General features: G+C 40.6%; 15 protein-coding genes. 7 read left to right on the top strand and 8 right to left on the bottom strand.

What is annotated here, in order from left to right; translation table 11 throughout:
- Positions 1-6: 6 nt before the first annotated feature.
- The 4 genes from AACH28_RS19095 to mnmD form a co-directional block, all read right to left on the bottom strand.
- Positions 7-3,351, bottom strand: a complete 3,345-nt coding sequence (locus AACH28_RS19095) for a TonB-dependent receptor (RefSeq protein WP_286709652.1) — start codon at positions 3,349-3,351, stop codon at positions 7-9.
- A gap of 128 nt (positions 3,352-3,479) precedes the next feature.
- The gene (locus AACH28_RS19090; protein ID WP_286833876.1) at positions 3,480-4,676 is read right to left on the bottom strand and encodes a FecR family protein; all 1,197 of its coding nucleotides are present in this window, start codon (positions 4,674-4,676) and stop codon (positions 3,480-3,482) included.
- A 171-nt stretch (positions 4,677-4,847) separates the two neighbouring features.
- Positions 4,848-5,429, bottom strand: a complete 582-nt coding sequence (locus tag AACH28_RS19085) for an RNA polymerase sigma factor (RefSeq protein WP_286709650.1) — start codon at positions 5,427-5,429, stop codon at positions 4,848-4,850.
- A gap of 122 nt (positions 5,430-5,551) precedes the next feature.
- Positions 5,552-6,217, bottom strand: a complete 666-nt coding sequence (gene mnmD / locus AACH28_RS19080) for a tRNA (5-methylaminomethyl-2-thiouridine)(34)-methyltransferase MnmD (RefSeq protein WP_286709649.1) — start codon at positions 6,215-6,217, stop codon at positions 5,552-5,554.
- A gap of 259 nt (positions 6,218-6,476) precedes the next feature.
- On the opposite strand from mnmD, the gene AACH28_RS19075 reads away from it, so the two are divergent.
- A complete protein-coding gene (locus tag AACH28_RS19075; RefSeq protein WP_286709648.1) occupies positions 6,477-7,727 on the top strand; it encodes a dicarboxylate/amino acid:cation symporter in 1,251 nt (416 codons plus the stop codon).
- A gap of 88 nt (positions 7,728-7,815) precedes the next feature.
- Here the strand turns inward: AACH28_RS19075 and AACH28_RS19070 are convergent, their stop codons facing one another.
- The gene (locus AACH28_RS19070) at positions 7,816-8,775 is read right to left on the bottom strand and encodes a lipid A deacylase LpxR family protein (protein WP_286709647.1); all 960 of its coding nucleotides are present in this window, start codon (positions 8,773-8,775) and stop codon (positions 7,816-7,818) included.
- A 385-nt stretch (positions 8,776-9,160) separates the two neighbouring features.
- Here AACH28_RS19070 and AACH28_RS19065 point away from each other — a divergent pair, with 385 nt between their 5' ends.
- The 4 genes from AACH28_RS19065 (at position 9,161) to AACH28_RS19050 (ending at position 14,551) form a co-directional block, all read left to right on the top strand.
- On the top strand, positions 9,161-9,568 hold the full coding sequence (locus AACH28_RS19065) for a cytochrome c maturation protein CcmE (RefSeq protein WP_070560728.1): 408 nt from the start codon (positions 9,161-9,163) through the stop codon (positions 9,566-9,568).
- Between the two features lie 19 nt (positions 9,569-9,587).
- A complete protein-coding gene (locus tag AACH28_RS19060) occupies positions 9,588-12,047 on the top strand; it encodes a heme lyase CcmF/NrfE family subunit (protein WP_286709646.1) in 2,460 nt (819 codons plus the stop codon).
- Positions 12,047-12,808, top strand: coding sequence for a Rossmann-like and DUF2520 domain-containing protein (locus AACH28_RS19055; RefSeq protein ID WP_286709645.1), 762 nt, complete (start codon positions 12,047-12,049; stop codon positions 12,806-12,808). The genes AACH28_RS19060 and AACH28_RS19055 overlap by 1 nt, the downstream gene beginning before the upstream one ends.
- A 186-nt stretch (positions 12,809-12,994) precedes the next feature.
- The gene (locus tag AACH28_RS19050) at positions 12,995-14,551 is read left to right on the top strand and encodes an FMN-binding glutamate synthase family protein (protein ID WP_120333658.1); all 1,557 of its coding nucleotides are present in this window, start codon (positions 12,995-12,997) and stop codon (positions 14,549-14,551) included.
- Positions 14,552-14,650: 99 nt separating this feature from the next.
- On the opposite strand, the gene AACH28_RS19045 is transcribed toward AACH28_RS19050, so the two are convergent.
- From AACH28_RS19045 to AACH28_RS19035, 3 genes are all read right to left on the bottom strand, one after another.
- Positions 14,651-15,022, bottom strand: coding sequence for a MarR family winged helix-turn-helix transcriptional regulator (locus tag AACH28_RS19045; protein ID WP_244294551.1), 372 nt, complete (start codon positions 15,020-15,022; stop codon positions 14,651-14,653).
- Positions 15,023-15,446: 424 nt separating this feature from the next.
- Entirely contained in the window at positions 15,447-16,223 is a 777-nt protein-coding gene (locus tag AACH28_RS19040; protein ID WP_046672799.1) for an amidohydrolase, read from the bottom strand.
- Positions 16,224-16,307: 84 nt separating this feature from the next.
- Positions 16,308-17,276: a polyprenyl synthetase family protein gene (locus tag AACH28_RS19035; RefSeq protein ID WP_341831253.1), complete on the bottom strand. Its 969-nt coding sequence runs from the start codon at positions 17,274-17,276 to the stop codon at positions 16,308-16,310.
- Between the two features lie 111 nt (positions 17,277-17,387).
- On the opposite strand from AACH28_RS19035, the gene AACH28_RS19030 reads away from it, so the two are divergent.
- Together AACH28_RS19030 and AACH28_RS19025 are read left to right on the top strand one after the other, a co-directional pair.
- Positions 17,388-18,575 carry a glycosyltransferase family 4 protein gene (locus AACH28_RS19030; RefSeq protein WP_286709643.1) on the top strand — a complete coding sequence of 396 codons (1,188 nt, stop codon included), beginning with the start codon at positions 17,388-17,390 and terminating at the stop codon, positions 18,573-18,575.
- Positions 18,553-18,882, top strand: a complete 330-nt coding sequence (locus AACH28_RS19025; protein WP_286709642.1) for a metal-sulfur cluster assembly factor — start codon at positions 18,553-18,555, stop codon at positions 18,880-18,882. Before AACH28_RS19030 ends, AACH28_RS19025 begins: the two co-directional genes overlap by 23 nt.
- Positions 18,883-18,940 lie beyond the last annotated feature (58 nt).

The following is an 18,940-nucleotide window of genomic DNA, read 5'->3' as shown; positions in this document are numbered from 1 at the left end:
CTTTTTTTAGAATTTAACATCCAAACCAAAGGTTACTGTCTTCAATTTAGGGGACTCAAAATACACGGTACCATTTACAGGTACTTCCGGATCATAGTTTTTGTAGGCTGCAAACGTCAATAGGTTTACGCCCGAACAATATGCCCTAATATTACTTACTTTGAGGCGACGCGAGATCTGCTGTGGCAAAGAAATACCAAAAGTCATATTCTTCAATCGAATATGATCCGTAGAATGGACACGACGTGTATTGGCCACACTACTCATATCGTAAGTATTCCCGACCATAAACATCTCGATATCGGTTACGTCACCAGGCTTCTGCCATCTCCGTTCATAATACTGTGGTATATTATCATAGCCAGTTTTTCCGCCTAGTTCAGTCTTGCTTGCACCACTGTCATAGGAGTTGCCGCCAAGTGAATAAGTCCAGGTGAAATTCAGATCAAACATCTTATACCGGAACGTATTGGTAAACCCACCGATCAGTTTTGGATCGACACTTTTGTAAAGAATACGATTAGCTTTAGTATAATCCTCTGTAATATCCCTTGATCCTAAATTTGAAGGGTCATTGACATAATATTGAGGTACCCCAGTCTCCCGGTTTATTCCAGCAAACTCAATAAGATAATAACTATACCAAGGCTGGCCTATACGATGTATTGACGTACCATCGCGTAATTCCTCACTACCATCGGCCAAAGCTATTGTCTTATTTTTGTTCATACCGAAATTCAAACTCGCATTCCATTTGAACGCTTTGTCACGTAGAATATCTGCATTCAGATCCACTTCGATACCCGAGTTTCGAATTGCTCCAATGTTTGTCAGGTAAGATCCGAAACCCGTTGTTAAGGAGGTCGGCATATCATTCAATAAATCTGATGACTGCCTTCTATACCATTCGAATGTAAGTCCCAATCGATCAAATAAACGAACATCCAAACCAATATTAAGGTTATTCTGTTTTTCCCATCTTAGGTTTGGATTTCCGATCTGTGTTTCCCTGATCCCCGGATTATTCCCATACGGATAGCCAAATCCTGTTAAATCCATGTAGGTGAAATAACTTGAAGGCAAAGTACCGTTTGTACCATAAGACACCCGAATCTTTCCATCTGTCAGCACATCGTTCAAAGAGTCCATAAAACTCTCTTTCGTAAACTTCCATGCGCCTGACAGTGACCAAAATGTGCCCCAACGGCTGCTCCGATGAATCCTTGAACTACCATCCATGCGCACACTTCCTCCTAAGAAATACTTATCATCATAATTGTAGTTGGCGCGCGAAAGATACGACAGCAATCGCCATTCCGTATTCGACCCGGAAAGATCAGTGAGCACCGAACCATTGGAAAGTACAATCTTTTCTACCGAAGGGAAGTTATCTTTGGCCCCATCCATCCCATCTCTGCGGTAACGGTTGACTTCATAACCGCCCAAAACATCCAAATGGTGTTTCGCCGCAAATGTCTTGGTATAGGTCAAGCTATTACGCCACACCATTTGATTATAGTCGGTAAAACTTGTAGACAATGAACCATTTGTCTTCTCACCATCTGAAGTCCGCGGATCAGACCAGGAGTTGTATCGAGTCGTTGTATGATCTAAACTGAAGGTTGTATTGAAAACGAGACCATCCATAAACTTATAGTTTGCAAAGACGGTATTGAACGATCGATCTGCTTTTTCCCGACGGTAATTATACAATGATGATGCTTTCGGATTACGTGGACCATTGGAGAAAAAATCCAAAAAGAAGCTACCGTCTTCATTATATACAGGTTCGGAAGCAGTCAGTTTGTGACGTGATGAATAGATCGGTGATGTGTAAGTTCCGCCTTCCGAATTAACATCCTGGTTCACATTTGAATATAAAATATTAGCCCCAAGTTCTAGCTTGTCGCTCATTTTGTATTTCACATTCAAACGACCTGTTAACCTTTCAAAACCAGACTGATAAGACAAGCCTGTTTGATTGGTATAGCCCAATGATGTATAGTATGAGACTTTGGAATCCCCACCGGAAGCTGACAAGTCTGCGTTTCTAAACGGTGAATTGCGACGAAATAGTTCCTTTTTCCAATCTGTCCAGCCGCTCCAGGGTTGCGGTGCATATTTATCAATATTGTTTTGTGCAAAATCTTCAATCAATGTTTCGTCAGTCAACTTGTCGATATAACGTGCTTTGTTGCGAAGCCCTTCAAGTAGCATTTCGCGCCGTTGCGGACCATTCATTACCTCACGAAAATCTGTCGCTTGACTGGAAAGCCCATAGTCACCTTTGAACGAAAATACAGGTTTCCCGGCCTTGCCCGATTTGGTTGTGATCAAGATAACACCGCCTGCTGCCCGGGAGCCATAAAGCGAAGCTGCTGCCGCATCTTTTATCACCGTAATCTGCTCAATATCTGCATTACTCAAGGTAGACATGACATCGAGACCAGCATTGTTTGAACTGCTAGAAGAGATATCGCCCGACATCACTGGCACTCCATCGATAACAAAAAGCGGCCTATTGACTGCATTGATAGACCCCATACCCCGTATTCGAATATCCGTTGAACCTCCTGGCTGACCCGATAGGGAATTAACCTGCACTCCAGGTGCATTACCTTGGAGCATTGTCGAAAAATCTACTGCTGGTACATCTGACATACGCTCTGTACGTATTGTTGAAGCAGAGCCAGTATAGTCCGATTTCTTAAATGTACCATATCCAGTGACAACGACTTCTGCCAGATTCGATAGACTTGGATGCATGCTAACATTCAAGACATCTCCGTTCACTTCTACTTCTTTACGCTCATAGCCAACAAAACTAAATACCAGAATTGACCCTCTGCTTACAGCAATTGTATAATTTCCATTGGCGTCTGATGCAGTTGCTTTTTTTCCGCCCTTTACGGCTACACTTACCCCAGCAAGCACTTTGCCATCCTGATCGGTAATTTTGCCCTGAACAGGGCTTTGCTCTGCTAGCCAGCCTACATTTGTGAGCGGCGCATACTGCTCGAGACGACTGTTATCACTAATCTTCACAATAATAGAATTGCCTTCTTTGATGTAGCTAAGACCTCTAGGAGACAACAGTTCATTTAATGCCCGGTCTAAGGAGAGATTATTAAAATCCACACTGACCTTAGGACTATTGCTGATAATTTCTGATTTACATAATACGGTATATCCAGTTTGTTTTTTGATTTCCCGAAATACATCAACAATAGGACTATTCTTCTTTTTTATACGCACCGTCTGAGCGAAACTTCCAGCTTGAAGCTGCACGATACTAAACAAAAGAAGCATAATAATCATTTTCATAATAATGAGGTATTTATACTTTTTCATTACATTTGGTTGGTTTTGTTAGTTTAATAAACAGTTGAGTAAGTTTTATTATATCTCGAACCAATTTGCTGGGGAAGTGCCACCTTCCTCAGCTCCTTAAAAGGACGAAATAATGATTTAATGTATTCTTATTTCATCAATTTCACCCTCCTTCCTTCAATCTGAACTTTTATTTTATCGTCTGTCATTTTGATAATCTTAAGTACCTTATCAAAATTGTCCAAACGCGATACTGATCCCCATAACCTAATTTTCGACACACTTGGAGCTATTTCGATATCAATATCATACCATCTCGCTATTTGTGTCAATGCCGTTCCCAAAGGTTCATCGTTAAATGTAAACTCATTATTCTTCCAGGCAATACTTTCCTCTACAGCGGCTTGTTGAACAGAGAGTTCTTCGCCATTCACCAAAGCCTGTTCTCCGGGAACAAGCAGTCTTTCCTTTCCTATAGGCACAGATACCTTTACTTTACCTTCCAACAAAGACACTTTTGATTCCTGCTCTCCCGGAAAAGAATAAACATTGAAATGAGTTCCCAATACTTCGACTTTCTCTTTATTGGTCACAACCACAAAAGGTTTATCCCGCATCTTTTCGACCTCAAAGTAAGCCTCACCATCTAATTCTACAACACGTGTTTGGCCTATAAACTTGTTGGGATAACGCAAGCGCGTATCGGCATTCAACCACACCTTAGTACCGTCAGACAGGGAAATCTGATATTGCCCACCTCTAGGTGTTGACAAGACCATCATCTGTCCTTTATCTTCTTTTGTATTCACTGCAACCGAACCATCGCTATACTGGATCTTACTTCCCATTAAAATCCCACTATAACGCCCATCCAGGTCTACATGCGTTCCGTCGGCAAGCTGAAGCCTTGCCTTATTGGCTCCGGGTACAAGATCTTTAGCCAGGAGTATCGGATCAACAACAGTTTGAGCTTGTTCATCTTGTTTCATTTTCCAAGTCCCCAGCCCAATTAAACCGATGATACATGCCGCAGCAGCAGCATACAACCGATATTTTTTGAACCAGCTCACCTGCTGCTCAGTTGACTTTACGTCAATTCGATCTAAAATGGTCGACAAAACCCTTTCTTCTGCCTTTATTGCATCAGCCTCAAAAAGACTTTCATAAATTTTAAGTTCTTGCTGAAGGTTTTCTGGATTTTCTAACTCCATTAACATGCTCTGCAATTCTGGGTATTGTTCAAATAACAACCGGAGTTCCACATGTGTATCAGGATGAATTTCACCCTTTAAATAGGAGTTCAGAAGTGTTATAATGTGGTCTGTACCATGCATACTTTTCGTCATCGTTTCTTTCGTCAATAAAAACACGGCGACTCACAGAATCTTACATAAAAAAGTAAAAAAATATTAAACAGGTAAAAAAACAGCGCAGAAGCTTAGAAAACCAATCAGAAAATAAAAAGATAAGGGTCAAAACAGAATAAATAGCGGGGTATAAAATCGGATACGCCCCGGCTAATTCTCGCCGACTAAAGATAAAAACGCGAGGAGCGTTAATGCATTTTTAGTCCCCAACAAGGTTCGTATGGTATGTATCGCACGGGAACGGTTTGTGTATACAGCAGTTGGGCTCATTTGAAGCTCTTCTGCAATCTCTTCGACAGTCTTGTCTTCAAGATAGGTCATATTAAAAACTTCCCGTTGTTTTTCCGGAAGCTTTCCGACCTCAATAAATATAGAGTGGATTAACTCCGCATGAATCATTTTTGAGAAAACGTCGCGATCATCTACCAACAGATCCTCATAATTTGTCAAGGATTCATGGATGCCTTTAGAACGCTCCGACCGAATAACATTCAGACTCGCATTCTTTGCCGAAATATAGATAAAGGCCTTTAGATTTTCCATTGTATAAAAATCAGACCTACGCTCCCATACCTTAACGAAAACATCGGCCACGATTTCCTCGGCCACACGGTTTTCCTTCAGATAACCAAGTATAAAGAATAACAGTTGTTTATAGAATTTACGATAAATCGCAACAAATCCTTCCTGGCCATCTGTCTTCAAACTGTCTATCAACTGCGAATCTGTCATTAGTAGTAAAATATAAACCACAAGTGGTGAATAGGTTAGCGCCTCTATTTTGGGCTAAATTAGAAAACACTTTTTAGAATACCAAGCAGTTAACAATAATTTAAAGTCGACAATCGCCCTTCTTATAACTTAGTCGCACGAAGCATTTCACGCTTGCCAGGTGCACCAGGCGTCTTCTCTATTGAAAAGCCCAATGCTTTCATACTGCGTTTGAGGTTTCCGGTAATAGCATAAGTCACAAAAACACCGCCAGGTTTAACAAACTGCGCGATATGTCCCAAGGCAGCATCATTCCACATCTCAGGCTGATGCACTGCCGCAAAAGCATCAAAATAAACAACGTCAAATAAGCGATCCGATTGGAAATTCATCAATAAGGTATGGTCAATATGAAGCTTTAAGTACGCGTTAATCTGTACGTTTCCCAACAAAGCCTGCTCGTATGCATTCAAATAGCTTGCCCATACGGTCGGATGTACCGTCGCCTCATAGCCCGTTGCGGCAATAGTGGACAAAGGCAAGGGAAAGCCCTCTATTCCGACATATTCCACCTGAACGGATTTATCGCTAAGAAAGTCAGCTGTTTGCAAAAAATTCAACCCTGTCCCGAACCCAACCTCTAGGATCCCGACGTCGATTGCCCCTGTTGTTTGTACATAGTGGTCAAGCCCTGTTTTTATAAAAACATGCCTGCTTTCCTGTACCGCTCCGTGTTTAGAATGATAACATTCACCTATTTCCGCATTAAACAACGTTTTCGAACCGTCTCCTGTCGTTACAAATTCCATTTTCTTTAAATATTTCAACCAATAGATCCTTAAAAGCAATGCCTCATTAATGCTGTCGCTAAAGATAGCTTTTTAAAATTGATCACCTAGCACGCACAGCATATAGTGCCTTATGTTGATCAAAGATAAAAAAGCTAAAGGATGTAATCAAAGAAAGCCGTTCTTTTCGGCAATGCATTTCAATAATGAATAGATACGCATAAAGTAATTTAAAAAGATTACTTTAGCATCCTAAATACATTAACTATTGTAAAACCTAATGAAATATTCTGCAAAAACTTTTATACATAACTATGGAAGCATTTTACTATTGCTTCTTGGGATCAGTATTGGAAGTTTGATCGGCATCTTCTTTCCGCATATCGTCAACAATCTTAAACCGATCGGTGACATTTTCCTAAACCTCCTCTTTGTCAGCGTTATACCATTGGTGTTTTTTGCCATATCCTCATCTGTTGCGAATATCAATGGCGACAGTGTACTGGGAAGGATCATCGGCATGATGTCCTTCGTATTTGTACTGGGTATTGTCGTCGCCGGACTGTCAAGCATCTGCTTCCTTTACCTCTTTCCAGTAGATGCTCCACTGGCTATTGAACAAACAAACAAAATCATGGAAACAGTTGTTCATGATTCTTGGGGTGAAAAAATGGTCCGCTTTTTAACCGTTAGCGAATTTTCAAGTTTATTATCACGACAAAATATGCTGGCCTTTGTCATCTTTTCGTTCCTCGTTGGCATTGCTACGCGCAAATCAGGGGCATCTGCAGAGACCTTCCGTAAATTTATAAACTCGGGCAATGTTGTGATGGGAAATCTGCTCGTGATGGTCATGAACCTCGCTCCCATTGGTTTGGGAGCATATTTTGCCTATCAGGTTGGAACACTAGGCCCTCAGCTCTTTGGTTTTTATGCCAAACCTATCGGTCTATATTACTTTTTTGGAATCTTCTATTTTTTCACGGTATTCAGTTTATTCGCTTTTTTTGCATTCGGGCTAAAGGGAATTAAACGTTACTGGCAAAATAACATATTGCCTTCCTTGACCGCATTGAGCAGCTGCAGTAGCCTCGCCACCATGCCAGCCAACTTACTTGCAGCCAAGCAAATTGGAATCCCGGACAGCGTCGCTAGTGTCGTCATTCCCCTAGGCACAACATTGCACAAGCATGGATCCGCGATCGCCTGTATCTTTAAAATCTATATCGCACTTTTATTAAGCGGAAAGGAATTTTTTGATCCAGCCAATCTGATTATGGCGGTTGGCATTACTTTACTGGTGAGCATCGTAGCCGGAGGTATTCCTAATGGTGGCTACATCGGAGAAATGCTGATCATATCGGTTTATCAGATGCCAACGGAGGTGATTCCTTCCATTATGATCATAGCAACCCTCGTCGATCCCCTGGCAACAATGCTCAATGCTACTGGAGATACCGTGGCCGCTATGCTCACCACCAGATTGATCGGGCAAAAACTGGCTGACCCTATTCCCGAAAACCCAGGTTAAACAATCTCCAAACGAAAAACATTTGAACGCTGGACCAACGAAGATCCTATCAAGCGGATCCATGTGGGTCCTACTTATGGCTGGCTGATCAAAAACGGTAGGCACAAAACAACTCGCCATATTGATGCCGGTGAAACACCGATTTGAGCTCTTTCGAATTGAAGATGTAATTGATACCGTAATTGATCTTGTGGTTAGACCAATTGAAACCAATGCGGTGACTAAGCATCCAAGGCTGAATCGTGTATAACTTACCTATGGGATCATTTTTACCTCTCCCTCCTTCTACCGTTGCGCTGTAAAAAATACGAGACACGCTTGGTTGATAGATAAAATACCATTCTTTATCATTGTTCGCTCTTCCCTGTGTCAAATGCCCATGTGTAAAGGTGGATGCCTGATAGGATTTCAGCTTCCCCAACCGAAGCGGGGCCGCAATTCCCATATTGGTATTATTTAATCCAATGGTCCCCTCACCTATAATTCCGACATCGAATTGCTGGTTTTGACTGCGATATAGTCCTTTTTTATAGATTGCACTTAAATCAATACCAAAGGAATTTCCAAGCTGCGTATCCCAACCAGTCGCCTCGTACATCCCAAAGAGATGATGGATAAACTTCTGTGCTTCTTCACCGTAAGATTTAGGGCCGATCTGCGCCAATTCAGTCTTGAGCTCAACAACCTGATCGTGCTGTAAAAACCGCGTTACTCCAGCACTAAAATAGAGGTAACCTGCAAATGGTCTATCGTATTTCTTTTCCTGCCGTCTATAGTCAATGATACTGATACCATTGTAAATCCGTTGGCCTATTTCAAAATCCAATACCGTATTTGAAGTCTGACTATCTGTTTTCCCTGGCAACGCAATCCTATAGTTGATATTGATACCATTGGTATAATAGCGGTCCTGACCGGTCAGTAGATAAACGTCATTGTCATTTTGGATAGCAATTTCCTGATTACGGAATTTTACCTGTCCAAAAACAAAAAAGCAGGGGAATATAACAGCCCAAAAGAGGCCTAAAAATCGCAAAGCAACACTCATATTAACAGGCAATTGTAAAATTCATGCGATATCATTAGAACCAAAATAGCAAATTTCACTTCAAATTATTCAAAAGCATTCGAATCTAGCTTATTTTTCCAATTAATTCAAACTATTTAGAATAGATATAAATAATATGGAAAAGTTGCATTATTCCTTTCTTAGCGAATCTATTTGTAATTTTGCATTCGATTAGGTCTCAAATGTAATCAATTTGGGATTTTAGTGAGCACAACGTTGTCAGATTTGGGTAATAATCTTTCTGAAAAAACAGGAGGATATCTGGCAGATTGGAATAGCTATTCATCGTTAAGAAAAAACAAACCGGGTGAAACGAGCTCATTTATACGATGAGATCAAACACTTATAAAATAAGTAAATACAAATGAAAAAAAGTTCAATTATTCTAATCGCTATCATTGCTGTCGCAATTGCCATGATACTTGTTATCTATACCGATTCAAGTACCTATTCGACATTTACCGAAGCTAAAGAAAAGAAAACCGAACTATATGTGGTAGGTCAATTGAATAAAGACAAAGCGCTTCATTATGATCCCAAAACTGACGCCAACAAATTTTCGTTTTTCATGCGCGACAACGAAGGTACAGAATGTGAAGTGATTTTTAGAGGCGCCAAACCTCAAGATATTGAACGTTCAGAGCAAATTGTATTGACAGGAAAAATGGACGGAAATGTGTTTAGGGCAAGTAAGATATTGATGAAATGTCCGTCAAAATATAACGATAAATCGGTCGTCACCGAGATCAATGCTACTGCTTTCAATAATTAATTCGTAAAATCAATTTTCAATGGACGTTAATTACGTTGGTGAGCACCTGCTACCAGGGCAGATCGGACAATTCTTTATTGTACTTTCTTTTGGTGCTGCACTTCTATCTTGTATCAGTTACTTTTTTGCAACAAAATACCCTGAAGAGAATTCATGGAAAAAAATTGCACGTATGGCCTTTTGGGCTAATGCGGTCTCCGTAGTGGCGATTGGTGCAACTTTATTTTATATTATATACAATCATCTTTTTGAATATAATTATGCCTGGGCGCACTCGTCCAAGACACTCCCTACCTACTATATCATTTCCAGTTTTTGGGAAGGTCAGGAGGGTAGTTTTTGGCTCTGGATGTTCTGGCAAACAGTATTAGGTTCTGTTTTGCTGTTTAAAGCAAAAAGCTGGGAATCGTCTGTCATGACTTTCGTCATGTTATGCCAAGCATTTTTAGCTTCCATGATTATTGGTGTGGAAATCTTCGGTCTGCGTATCGGTAGCTCTCCGTTTATCCTATTGCGTGAAGCAATGGATATTCCAATCTTTAGAGAAGCTAACTATCTTTCACTTATCACCGACGGTAATGGTTTGAACCCTTTACTTCAAAATTACTGGATGGTGATTCACCCACCGACACTATTCCTTGGCTTTGCGTCGATGATTGTTCCTTTTGCTTATGCAACAGGTGCTCTTTGGACCAAACGTTACAAAGAATGGATCAATGCAGCACTTCCTTGGGCTTTATTTGCCGTGATGATTTTAGGCGCAGGTATTATCATGGGCTCATTCTGGGCTTACGAAGCACTTAACTTCGGTGGATTCTGGGCATGGGATCCGGTAGAAAATGCATCTATTATTCCTTGGTTTACCTTGATTGCTGCTGTTCACGTCATGATTGCTTACAAGAATTCAGGCCACTCCTACTTCACCGCTACTTTTTTGGCGATGATCAGCTTTGTGCTTGTGATCTACGCATCTTACCTGACACGTAGTGGCGTCCTCGGAGAGACTTCGGTCCACTCCTTTACCGACCTGGGCATGAGCGGACAATTGATCTTATTCAATGTTGTCTTTTTGGTTATCATGGTGGTCTTTCTTACCGTCAAAAAGAAAGAGATGCCCATCACAGAAAAGGATGAGGATATCTATTCAAGAGAATTCTGGATGTTTATTGGCGCCTTGGTATTGACTGTTGCCTGTGCACAGATCATTGCTTCAACATCAATTCCAGTGTTCAACAAGATCTTTGGCACCAAGGTAGCTCCACCTTTGGATCCAATCCAACATTATAACAAATGGCAATCGGGTTTTGCCGTCATCGTGATGATCTTAACCGGATTTACGCAATTCTTAAAATACAAACGTACCGATAGCCGCAAGTTTTTGGCTTCCACTGTAGCATCGTTGGTTGTGTCTTTAATCCTAACGGCTGCTGTAGTCTATTTTACGAAGACGTATACCAACTTGATCTACATTTTGATCACCTTCGCAAGTATTTTCTGTATTCTGGCAAATATCCGCGTATTGGGTGACGCTGTCAAAGGTAAATGGAAACTGGCTGGTTCTTCGGTAGCCCATATCGGTTTTGGTTTATTACTTATCGGTGCCATGGTGGCCGCGGCAACCAACGAAGTCATCTCTGTCAACAACACGGGTTACATCGCTGTATCGGGATTCGACAAAGTAGAAAAGCCTGGCGACAACTTATTCCTGACTGAGGGTGAACCTGTACACATGGGTGAATACAAAATTACCTATATCGGCGATAGCATTGTTGCTCCAAATACGTTCTATAAAATCAAATACGAGCGGATCGACGAAGAAACAGGCAAAGTGAAGGAGCATTTTGTGCTGCAACCTTTTGCACAAAACAACGCGAAAATGGGGGGGTTGATTGGTACTCCAGCCACCAAACATTATGTTACGCATGACGTATATACACTGATTACAGCGGCTGCAGCTGAAAGTCAGGCAACACATGCGAAAGTTCCGGCAGAAGACAAAACTGGTTTCGAAGACTACGAGGAGCCGGCAACGTATCAGGTAAATATCGGTGATACCCTACGCTACCGCAATGGATATTATGTCATTGAAGGCTTAAACAAAGAAGCTCACCTGGAGAAAATTCCAAAAGGTCCTAGTGATGTCATGGTTGGATTGAAAATAAAAGTATTTTCGGCCGACAACAAACAGTATGAAGTACAACCAATCTACTTAATTAAAGACGGTGGTGTTTATGACTTCAATAAAGATGTCAACGAGCAAGGGCTTAAATTCAGATTTACGGGAATTAAACCTGACAAGGATAAACTGGAAATCATGGTTTATCAAAAGCCACTTCCAGAAAAGAAATGGGTGGTATTTAAAGCCATTAAATTCCCATACATCAACTTTTTCTGGTGTGGAACAATTGTCATGACCATCGGTTTTATCATGTCCATTGTGAGAAGAAATAAAGAAGAGAAACGAAAAGCACTTAAATAATGAATATTGTGATCTTAGGAAGCGGTAATGCCGCGACGCATTTTGGACAACAGTTTCAAAAAACAGGACAGCATATCGTTCAGATCTACAGTAAAACAAAAGCCAATGCAGACGCATTGGCTTTTGCGCTTCATTGCACAGCAACTGACCTACTGTCTGAACTCGACCTACATGCTGATCTTTACCTCATTGCCGTTACCGATCAGGCCATTGTATCGCTGGTAGAAGCGCTACCAAAAGATATAAAAGGTGTTGTTATTCATTGTTCGGGAGCAACCGATCTTTCTGTCCTGGCCGGATTTAAAAATGCGGGAGTCATCTATCCCCCACAATCATTATCCAAAAATAAAGCAGTCGATTTTTCGACCGTCCCACTTTGTGTTGAAGGTAACGCGGATGAAAATAGTGCCGAGCTACTTCAGTTAGCACAGACATTTGCACCGCGGAGCATCTATTGTAATTCCCAGCAGCGTTTAGCCATCCACCTTGCCTCGGTTATGGTCAACAATTTCACTAACATCCTTTATCAGATGGCCTACGAGCTCTTAGCAGAAAACGACCTGTCCTTTGATCTAATTAAACCAATCATCCTGGAGACGGCAGAAAAGGCGCAAAATCATATTCCAATAACAGTTCAGACAGGACCAGCGATCCGACAGGACAGCACAACAATGCAAAAACATTTGCAATTTATTAGCAATAAACCAGATTTACAGCAAATCTATCAACTTTTGTCGCAGGAGATTACTAAAAGAAAATAGTTTGTTAGAAACGGTTATAAACTTATCAAAACTTACCTCCAAGGGGTAAATATATCCATTTACTTCAGGAACTTTAGTACATTTGCTTCGTCCAAAAGCGCATTTTGGAATGCTAATTGAGTAATAAAATAATCAGTTGGGCTAAACATTAAAATAGCGAATTAAAACTAAACAATCGTATTTTCTATGGAAGTTAGAAAACTCATTCTTTCAATAATGATTGTGATTAATTTAATCATTGTATCATTTGGATTTATATTTACATCAAGCTGGTTTTGGCTGCTTATCATCCCATTTCCATTGCTATTGATTGCGTTATATCATAGTTTCCAGACCAAACATGCCATCCTACGAAATTATCCCTTAGTTGGATATTTCCGTTATATCTTCGAATCTATTCGTCCTGAGTTGAGACAATATTTTTGGGAATCAGACATGGATGGACGTCCATTTAACAGAAGACAGCGTTCGATCGTATACCAACGTGCAAAAAATCAGCGTGAAACTGTAGCATTTGGTATGCAGACTGATCCACAGGCTGTCGGGAACGAATGGGCTGCGCACTCTGTTTTCCCTTGCCATATCGAAAACCACGATCTGCGTACCACTGTTGGAAATGCAGCCTGTAAAAAACCCTATAGCTTAAGTGTGTTCAATATCTCAGCAATGAGTTATGGTGCATTGAGCAAAACAGCAATAACGGCATTAAATAAAGGTGCTGCACTTCAAAACTTTGCACACAATACCGGCGAAGGAGGAATCAGTGACTACCACAACAACGGTGGTGATTTAATTTGGCAGGTGGGTACAGGTTATTTTGGCTGTCGGAATCAGGAAGGAAAATTTGACGCGGAGCTCTTCCGAGAAAAATCCAATCGTGAAAACGTGAAGATGGTCGAGTTGAAACTCTCGCAAGGCGCTAAACCTGGTCATGGAGGTATCCTTCCAGCGGCAAAAAATACACCTGAGGTTGCGGCTATTCGTCACGTCATTCCAGGAACAGATGTGATGTCGCCTCCAGCACATAGCGCTTTCTCCTCACCGACTGAAATGATGCACTTCATACAACAGCTGCGCGAGCTATCGGGTGGAAAGCCTATCGGTTTCAAAATTTGTATCGGCGATAAACATGAGTTTATCGACATCTGTCACGCCATGCAAAACACGCAGATCTTCCCGGATTTTATCTCCGTAGATGGATCAGAAGGTGGTACGGGAGCTGCTCCACTGGAGTTTACAGATAACCTAGGGATGCCATTATACGATGCATTGGCATTTGTAACGAAAACCTTGATTGCTTTTGGTTTGAAAAAACATGTTAAAGTTATCGTATCCAGCCGTATTGTAACGGGTTTCGACATCTTAAAAGTTATTGCCTTAGGCGCAGATGCATGTTATAGTGCTCGCGGTATGATGTTCGCTTTAGGTTGTATTCAAGCACTTAAGTGTAATGAAGACGTTTGTCCGGTTGGAGTTGCCACGCAACAGCCGCATTTATACAAAGGACTCGACGTAAATGATAAATATGTACGCGTAGCTCAGTTCCACCGCAACACATTACGTGCTACAGTCGAAATTATGGAAGCTTGTGGTTTCAAAACACTTTCAGATGTATCTGCTGATAAATTCTATCGTAAGGTAGACGCTATCCGTACATTAAGTTTTCAGGAAATCTATTTCGGAACTGAAGGTAAATTGGTCAATAGCCACACAGATTTCGAAAGCAAACTTTTCGAAGATTAATTGCTAGCAATTCATAAAAAGAAGGTCCCCCATGTATTCATAGGGACCTTTTTTTATACCTTGATAGTTCCCTTATAAAATAACCCCCACTAAGTATCTTTATTTCAAATTAAATAATACGCGATGCAGAATGGTATTTGACAAGGCAATTTGATCGTCGGCTAATCCGCCTAAAGCCTGTTCAATGGTATTTTTTGCCTGCTTCATTCCTTCATCCTTCATCTTTCGTCCTATTTTTGTTAAATAGATCAGATTGGACCGTCTGTCGTTTTTATCATTAACGCGGATAACCAAATTTACCCGTTCCAGGTTATTAATTAATCGAGTGACACTTGGTTTATCTCGAAATGTGCGAACAGCAAGCTCCTGCTGAGTAAGCCCCTCTTCTACCCACAGGTTATACATGATACTCCATTGTTCAGAAGTAATGTTTAACCCGGCCTCCTTGAGATTACGCTGTAATCTCCGCATAACTGCAATTGAGTATTTCCCTGTTAAGAAATTATAAAAATACTCTTGTGATACTAAATCTTGGTCTAACATATGAATAATGGTTATGGTTGTTTACGCAACTTCTTGCAATAATAAAACGTTGTCTTTCATATAATTTGAGAAAAAGCTAAACGTATTTTGGCTAATAGTTAGCCTAAATTACACTTTAATCTAACTGTCTCAAACAAAATTTTATCAACATGTCACCAGTAGATGTTGATAAATCATAACAATTTAATTTATACTAGACTGAATTTAACAAATAAAAAGGAGACAAACAAAACCTTCATAACTTTGCAAACACCAACAGCAATTAAATCAAACTGAAGGTTCTTTCTGACCAATAAGATCAGGCACTCTCAGAAAAAATAAATGCTTGCAATTATACCTAATTTAGAGCGTGTTACCCGATTGTAAAAGAATCGGAGTCTTTTAAGAAAGGAAATTTCTCCCGTGCTTCCAACAGGTCATTCGGATTTAAGGTAAATGTATACAAATCCTCGTCTTCTGGCTTATAATACACCACATCACCAAGTGGAGAGATACACATAGAACCACCTGAATAGTAAATATCATTACCATCATGCCCAACCCGGTTTACTCCAACAACGTAAGCTTGATTTTCTATAGCACGTGCTGGGATAAGGGCTCTCCAATGTGCGGAGCGCTTGTCCGGCCAACTGGCTGTATACACTAAAATATCATATGCTCCGTTTTGATTTTTAGACCAGACGGGGAATCTAAGGTCATAACAAATCATCGGGCAAATTTTCCATCCTTTGATATCCACCAGGATACGTTCATTTCCTGGCTCGAAGTACTCGCTTTCTTTAGATAGTCCGAAAAGATGACGTTTATCATATTTGACATATTTACCATCAGGGAACATCCATACAAAACGATTATAGTATTTCCCGCCTTCTTCGATAATCAAAGAACCGGCAACAACGCAGTTAAGTGAGCTTGCCATTTCAAATAGCCATCTTGTTGTAGGTCCATTTGCAGGTTCTGCACATTTCTCGACATTATTCGTGAAGCCTGTATTAAACATTTCGGGGAGAATAATAACATCCGTTTTCTCACGCAATGAGGAAAGTCTCAAGGCTAGATTATTTAGATTCTTCTCAATATTTTCCCAGAATAAATATGCTTGAAATACGGTGATTTTTAAAGGCTCCATGAACGTAATCTAAAAATTTATTTAATTATTTTCTTACAAAAAAAACATTTAATGGCAAGATACGAATTTTAATAGAATTTATACTTATTGCTGTCTTACCAAAAGGTTATTTGCTAACACTAATAACGCTTCTTTGCGATCATTTGGTACATTCAATGCTTTCATTTTTTCAAATGCCCGTTGTGTATATATATCTTTCAACTCGTCGGCCGCAGTTTTAATCGCATACTTGTCGTATAAGGCAAGCATATCCGCTACTTTTGATGGAGCAGTCTCTATAGTGGCATTTAATAGGGCTTGTAAAACCGGCTTATCATCATCCGAAATTACTGCCATCAACTTCACCAATAAAAAAGTTTTTTTATTGATCATGATATCACCACCAACAATCTTTCCAAAGGTATCTGGATCTCCATATGCATCCAAGATATCGTCCTGTAATTGAAATGCTAAGCCTACGTTCTCTCCAAAATCGTAGATCAGCTGCTGTTGCTGTTCATCTGCTCCCGACAGAATAGCCCCCAACTGTAATGCTCCGCCCAATAACACCGAAGTTTTAAGACGGATCATCTCAAGATACTCAGGCATTGTCAGCGAATCCCGGCTCTCATAATCCATATCTAATTGCTGGCCTTCACATACCTCCATAGCCACTTTACTCAAAATTTTCAAAGTTGCAGGCAAGTAAATAGGATTACACTTTGAAATTTCCTCATACGCTTTGACCAACAAGCCGTCTCCAGACAATATGGCAATATTAGCATCCCACTTTTCGTGAACCGTCGTTTTACCTCTTCTTAAAGGAGCCTTATCCATCAGATCATCGTGGATCAGTGAAAAGTTATGAAAAAACTCCACTGCTTTGGCAGCAGGGATAATTTCCTCCATCTCTTGCATGCCGAATAATTCGGCGGCCATCAATGTCAGCACTGGTCGAACCCTCTTTCCGCCCAAAGTCAATATATACCGTATCGGATCATATAAATTTGATGGTGTTTCAGGAAATTGACTTGTCTCTATCGCCTCTATCACGAGTTGTTGTAAATGTTGCATATATCTTTACGATCGAATCTTGCGAATATAGCAATAATCATATAGAAATGGCAATTTTGTCCCTTTAAAGGAAGTCACCTCAAAATTGTACATTTGTATAAGTCTTTTATTATGCGCATACTGATTATCCATACATTTTATCAAGATCCTGGTGGTGAAGACACTGTATTTCAGCAGGAATCTTCCCTCCTCGCGCAAGGACATGAGGTCCAAACGCTAACCTTTCAAAATAAAAAGGGGTTGCAGGGTGCACTACAGACAATAGGATCTTTTTGGAATATTTGCGCTGCTCAACGTGTCAAAAAAATAATTCGGGCGTTTAAACCAGACATCGTTCACGTTCACAACACGCATTATGCAGCAGGCCCGATTATCGTGCGTACCATTGCCAAACTCGGCGTCCCCCAGGTCATGACCCTGCACAATTTTCGTTTACTATGCCCTTCGGCGACACTGTACCATCACAACCGTCTCTTTCTGGACTCACTCCAAGAGGAGTTTCCGTGGACAGCCGTCCGACAAAAAGCATTTAACAACTCGATAGTAAAAACATTTCTTCTCGCACTGAATTACTGGTTTCACCGCAAAATTGGAACTTGGGCAAAAGTAAATCGCTACATCAATTTAAGCTCCTTTGCAAAGAACATATTCGTTGAATCGACATTGCACCTTCCGCCTACTAAATTCGAGATCAAACCGAATTTTGTCTTTCCTACGACAATAGCACCAGAGGGTCCGCAGGCCCACTTTGTATATGTCGGTCGTCTTTCAGATGAAAAGGGGATATTACAGCTGATCGATGCTTTCATCGGCACAGATTTTCAACTAGCAATTATTGGCGGCGGTCCGCTCGAAAATGAGGTTTTGAGAAGCATTAAACACCAGGCGAATATTTCCTACCTCGGTTTTAAAAAAAGATCAGAAATACTTCCCTTGATAGCCAAAGCACAGGCTTTACTTGTACCATCGATTTGTTTTGAAGGGATGCCGATTACGATTCTTGAGGCTTATTCAGTCGGAACAGCTGTGCTTTGCTCCAATTTAGGCCCACTCCCCGAACTGATTATCCCCGGCAAAACAGGACAAACGTTCGATCCCCACAACAAAAACGATATTATCCAATGTTTGACGGAGTGGAGCACAAAAACAACAAATGAAAAAGATGAGATAAGAAAGACCTGCATTGCTTACTATTTTAGTAATTTTACGCCTGAAATAAATGAAGCGAAATTATTAGCGATCTATCAGGACGCTATTCACGATAAAAACAGAATAAATGAGTATCATCGTATTAGATAAACTGGGTCTAGCACCACAGATCCAAGCTGTACTGGAAACAATTTATGATCCTGAACTGAAACCCGCAAATATTGTGGATTTGGGGCTTGTATATGAAATCATTACGAAGGAAGAGGGTATTGCAAAGATTGTAATGACGCTGACGGCTCCTGGCTGTCCCGTGGCAGGCGAAATCATGAATGAAGTTCAAGAAAAAGTTGCTGCTGTAGCAGGTGTCAAAGAAGCATTGGTCGAATTGACATTTGATCCACCCTGGGCAAAAGACATGATGTCGGAAGAAGCAAAGCTAGAATTAGGATTTTTGTAAAATTCAATAGCTCACAAGCAAAGGAGGATCCTACCGTACGGTAGGATCCTCCTTTGCT

This window comes from Sphingobacterium thalpophilum, from assembly GCF_038396785.1.
Classification (GTDB): Bacteria; Bacteroidota; Bacteroidia; order Sphingobacteriales; family Sphingobacteriaceae; genus Sphingobacterium; species Sphingobacterium thalpophilum_A.
Note: the sequence above shows the minus strand (reverse complement) of the source record. Positions and strands in the feature narration are given on the sequence as shown.

Coding starts and splice junctions, on each gene's coding strand:
- AACH28_RS19095 (WP_286709652.1), bottom strand. CDS start 3,351: ATGAAAAAGTATAAATACCTCATTATTATGAAAATGATTATTATGCTT.
- AACH28_RS19090 (WP_286833876.1), bottom strand. CDS start 4,676: ATGACGAAAAGTATGCATGGTACAGACCACATTATAACACTTCTGAAC.
- AACH28_RS19085 (WP_286709650.1), bottom strand. CDS start 5,429: ATGACAGATTCGCAGTTGATAGACAGTTTGAAGACAGATGGCCAGGAA.
- mnmD (WP_286709649.1), bottom strand. CDS start 6,217: ATGGAATTTGTAACGACAGGAGACGGTTCGAAAACGTTGTTTAATGCG.
- AACH28_RS19075 (WP_286709648.1), top strand. CDS start 6,477: ATGAAATATTCTGCAAAAACTTTTATACATAACTATGGAAGCATTTTA.
- AACH28_RS19070 (WP_286709647.1), bottom strand. CDS start 8,775: ATGAGTGTTGCTTTGCGATTTTTAGGCCTCTTTTGGGCTGTTATATTC.
- AACH28_RS19065 (WP_070560728.1), top strand. CDS start 9,161: ATGAAAAAAAGTTCAATTATTCTAATCGCTATCATTGCTGTCGCAATT.
- AACH28_RS19060 (WP_286709646.1), top strand. CDS start 9,588: ATGGACGTTAATTACGTTGGTGAGCACCTGCTACCAGGGCAGATCGGA.
- AACH28_RS19055 (WP_286709645.1), top strand. CDS start 12,047: ATGAATATTGTGATCTTAGGAAGCGGTAATGCCGCGACGCATTTTGGA.
- AACH28_RS19050 (WP_120333658.1), top strand. CDS start 12,995: ATGGAAGTTAGAAAACTCATTCTTTCAATAATGATTGTGATTAATTTA.
- AACH28_RS19045 (WP_244294551.1), bottom strand. CDS start 15,022: ATGCGGAGATTACAGCGTAATCTCAAGGAGGCCGGGTTAAACATTACT.
- AACH28_RS19040 (WP_046672799.1), bottom strand. CDS start 16,223: ATGGAGCCTTTAAAAATCACCGTATTTCAAGCATATTTATTCTGGGAA.
- AACH28_RS19035 (WP_341831253.1), bottom strand. CDS start 17,276: ATGCAACATTTACAACAACTCGTGATAGAGGCGATAGAGACAAGTCAA.
- AACH28_RS19030 (WP_286709643.1), top strand. CDS start 17,388: ATGCGCATACTGATTATCCATACATTTTATCAAGATCCTGGTGGTGAA.
- AACH28_RS19025 (WP_286709642.1), top strand. CDS start 18,553: ATGAGTATCATCGTATTAGATAAACTGGGTCTAGCACCACAGATCCAA.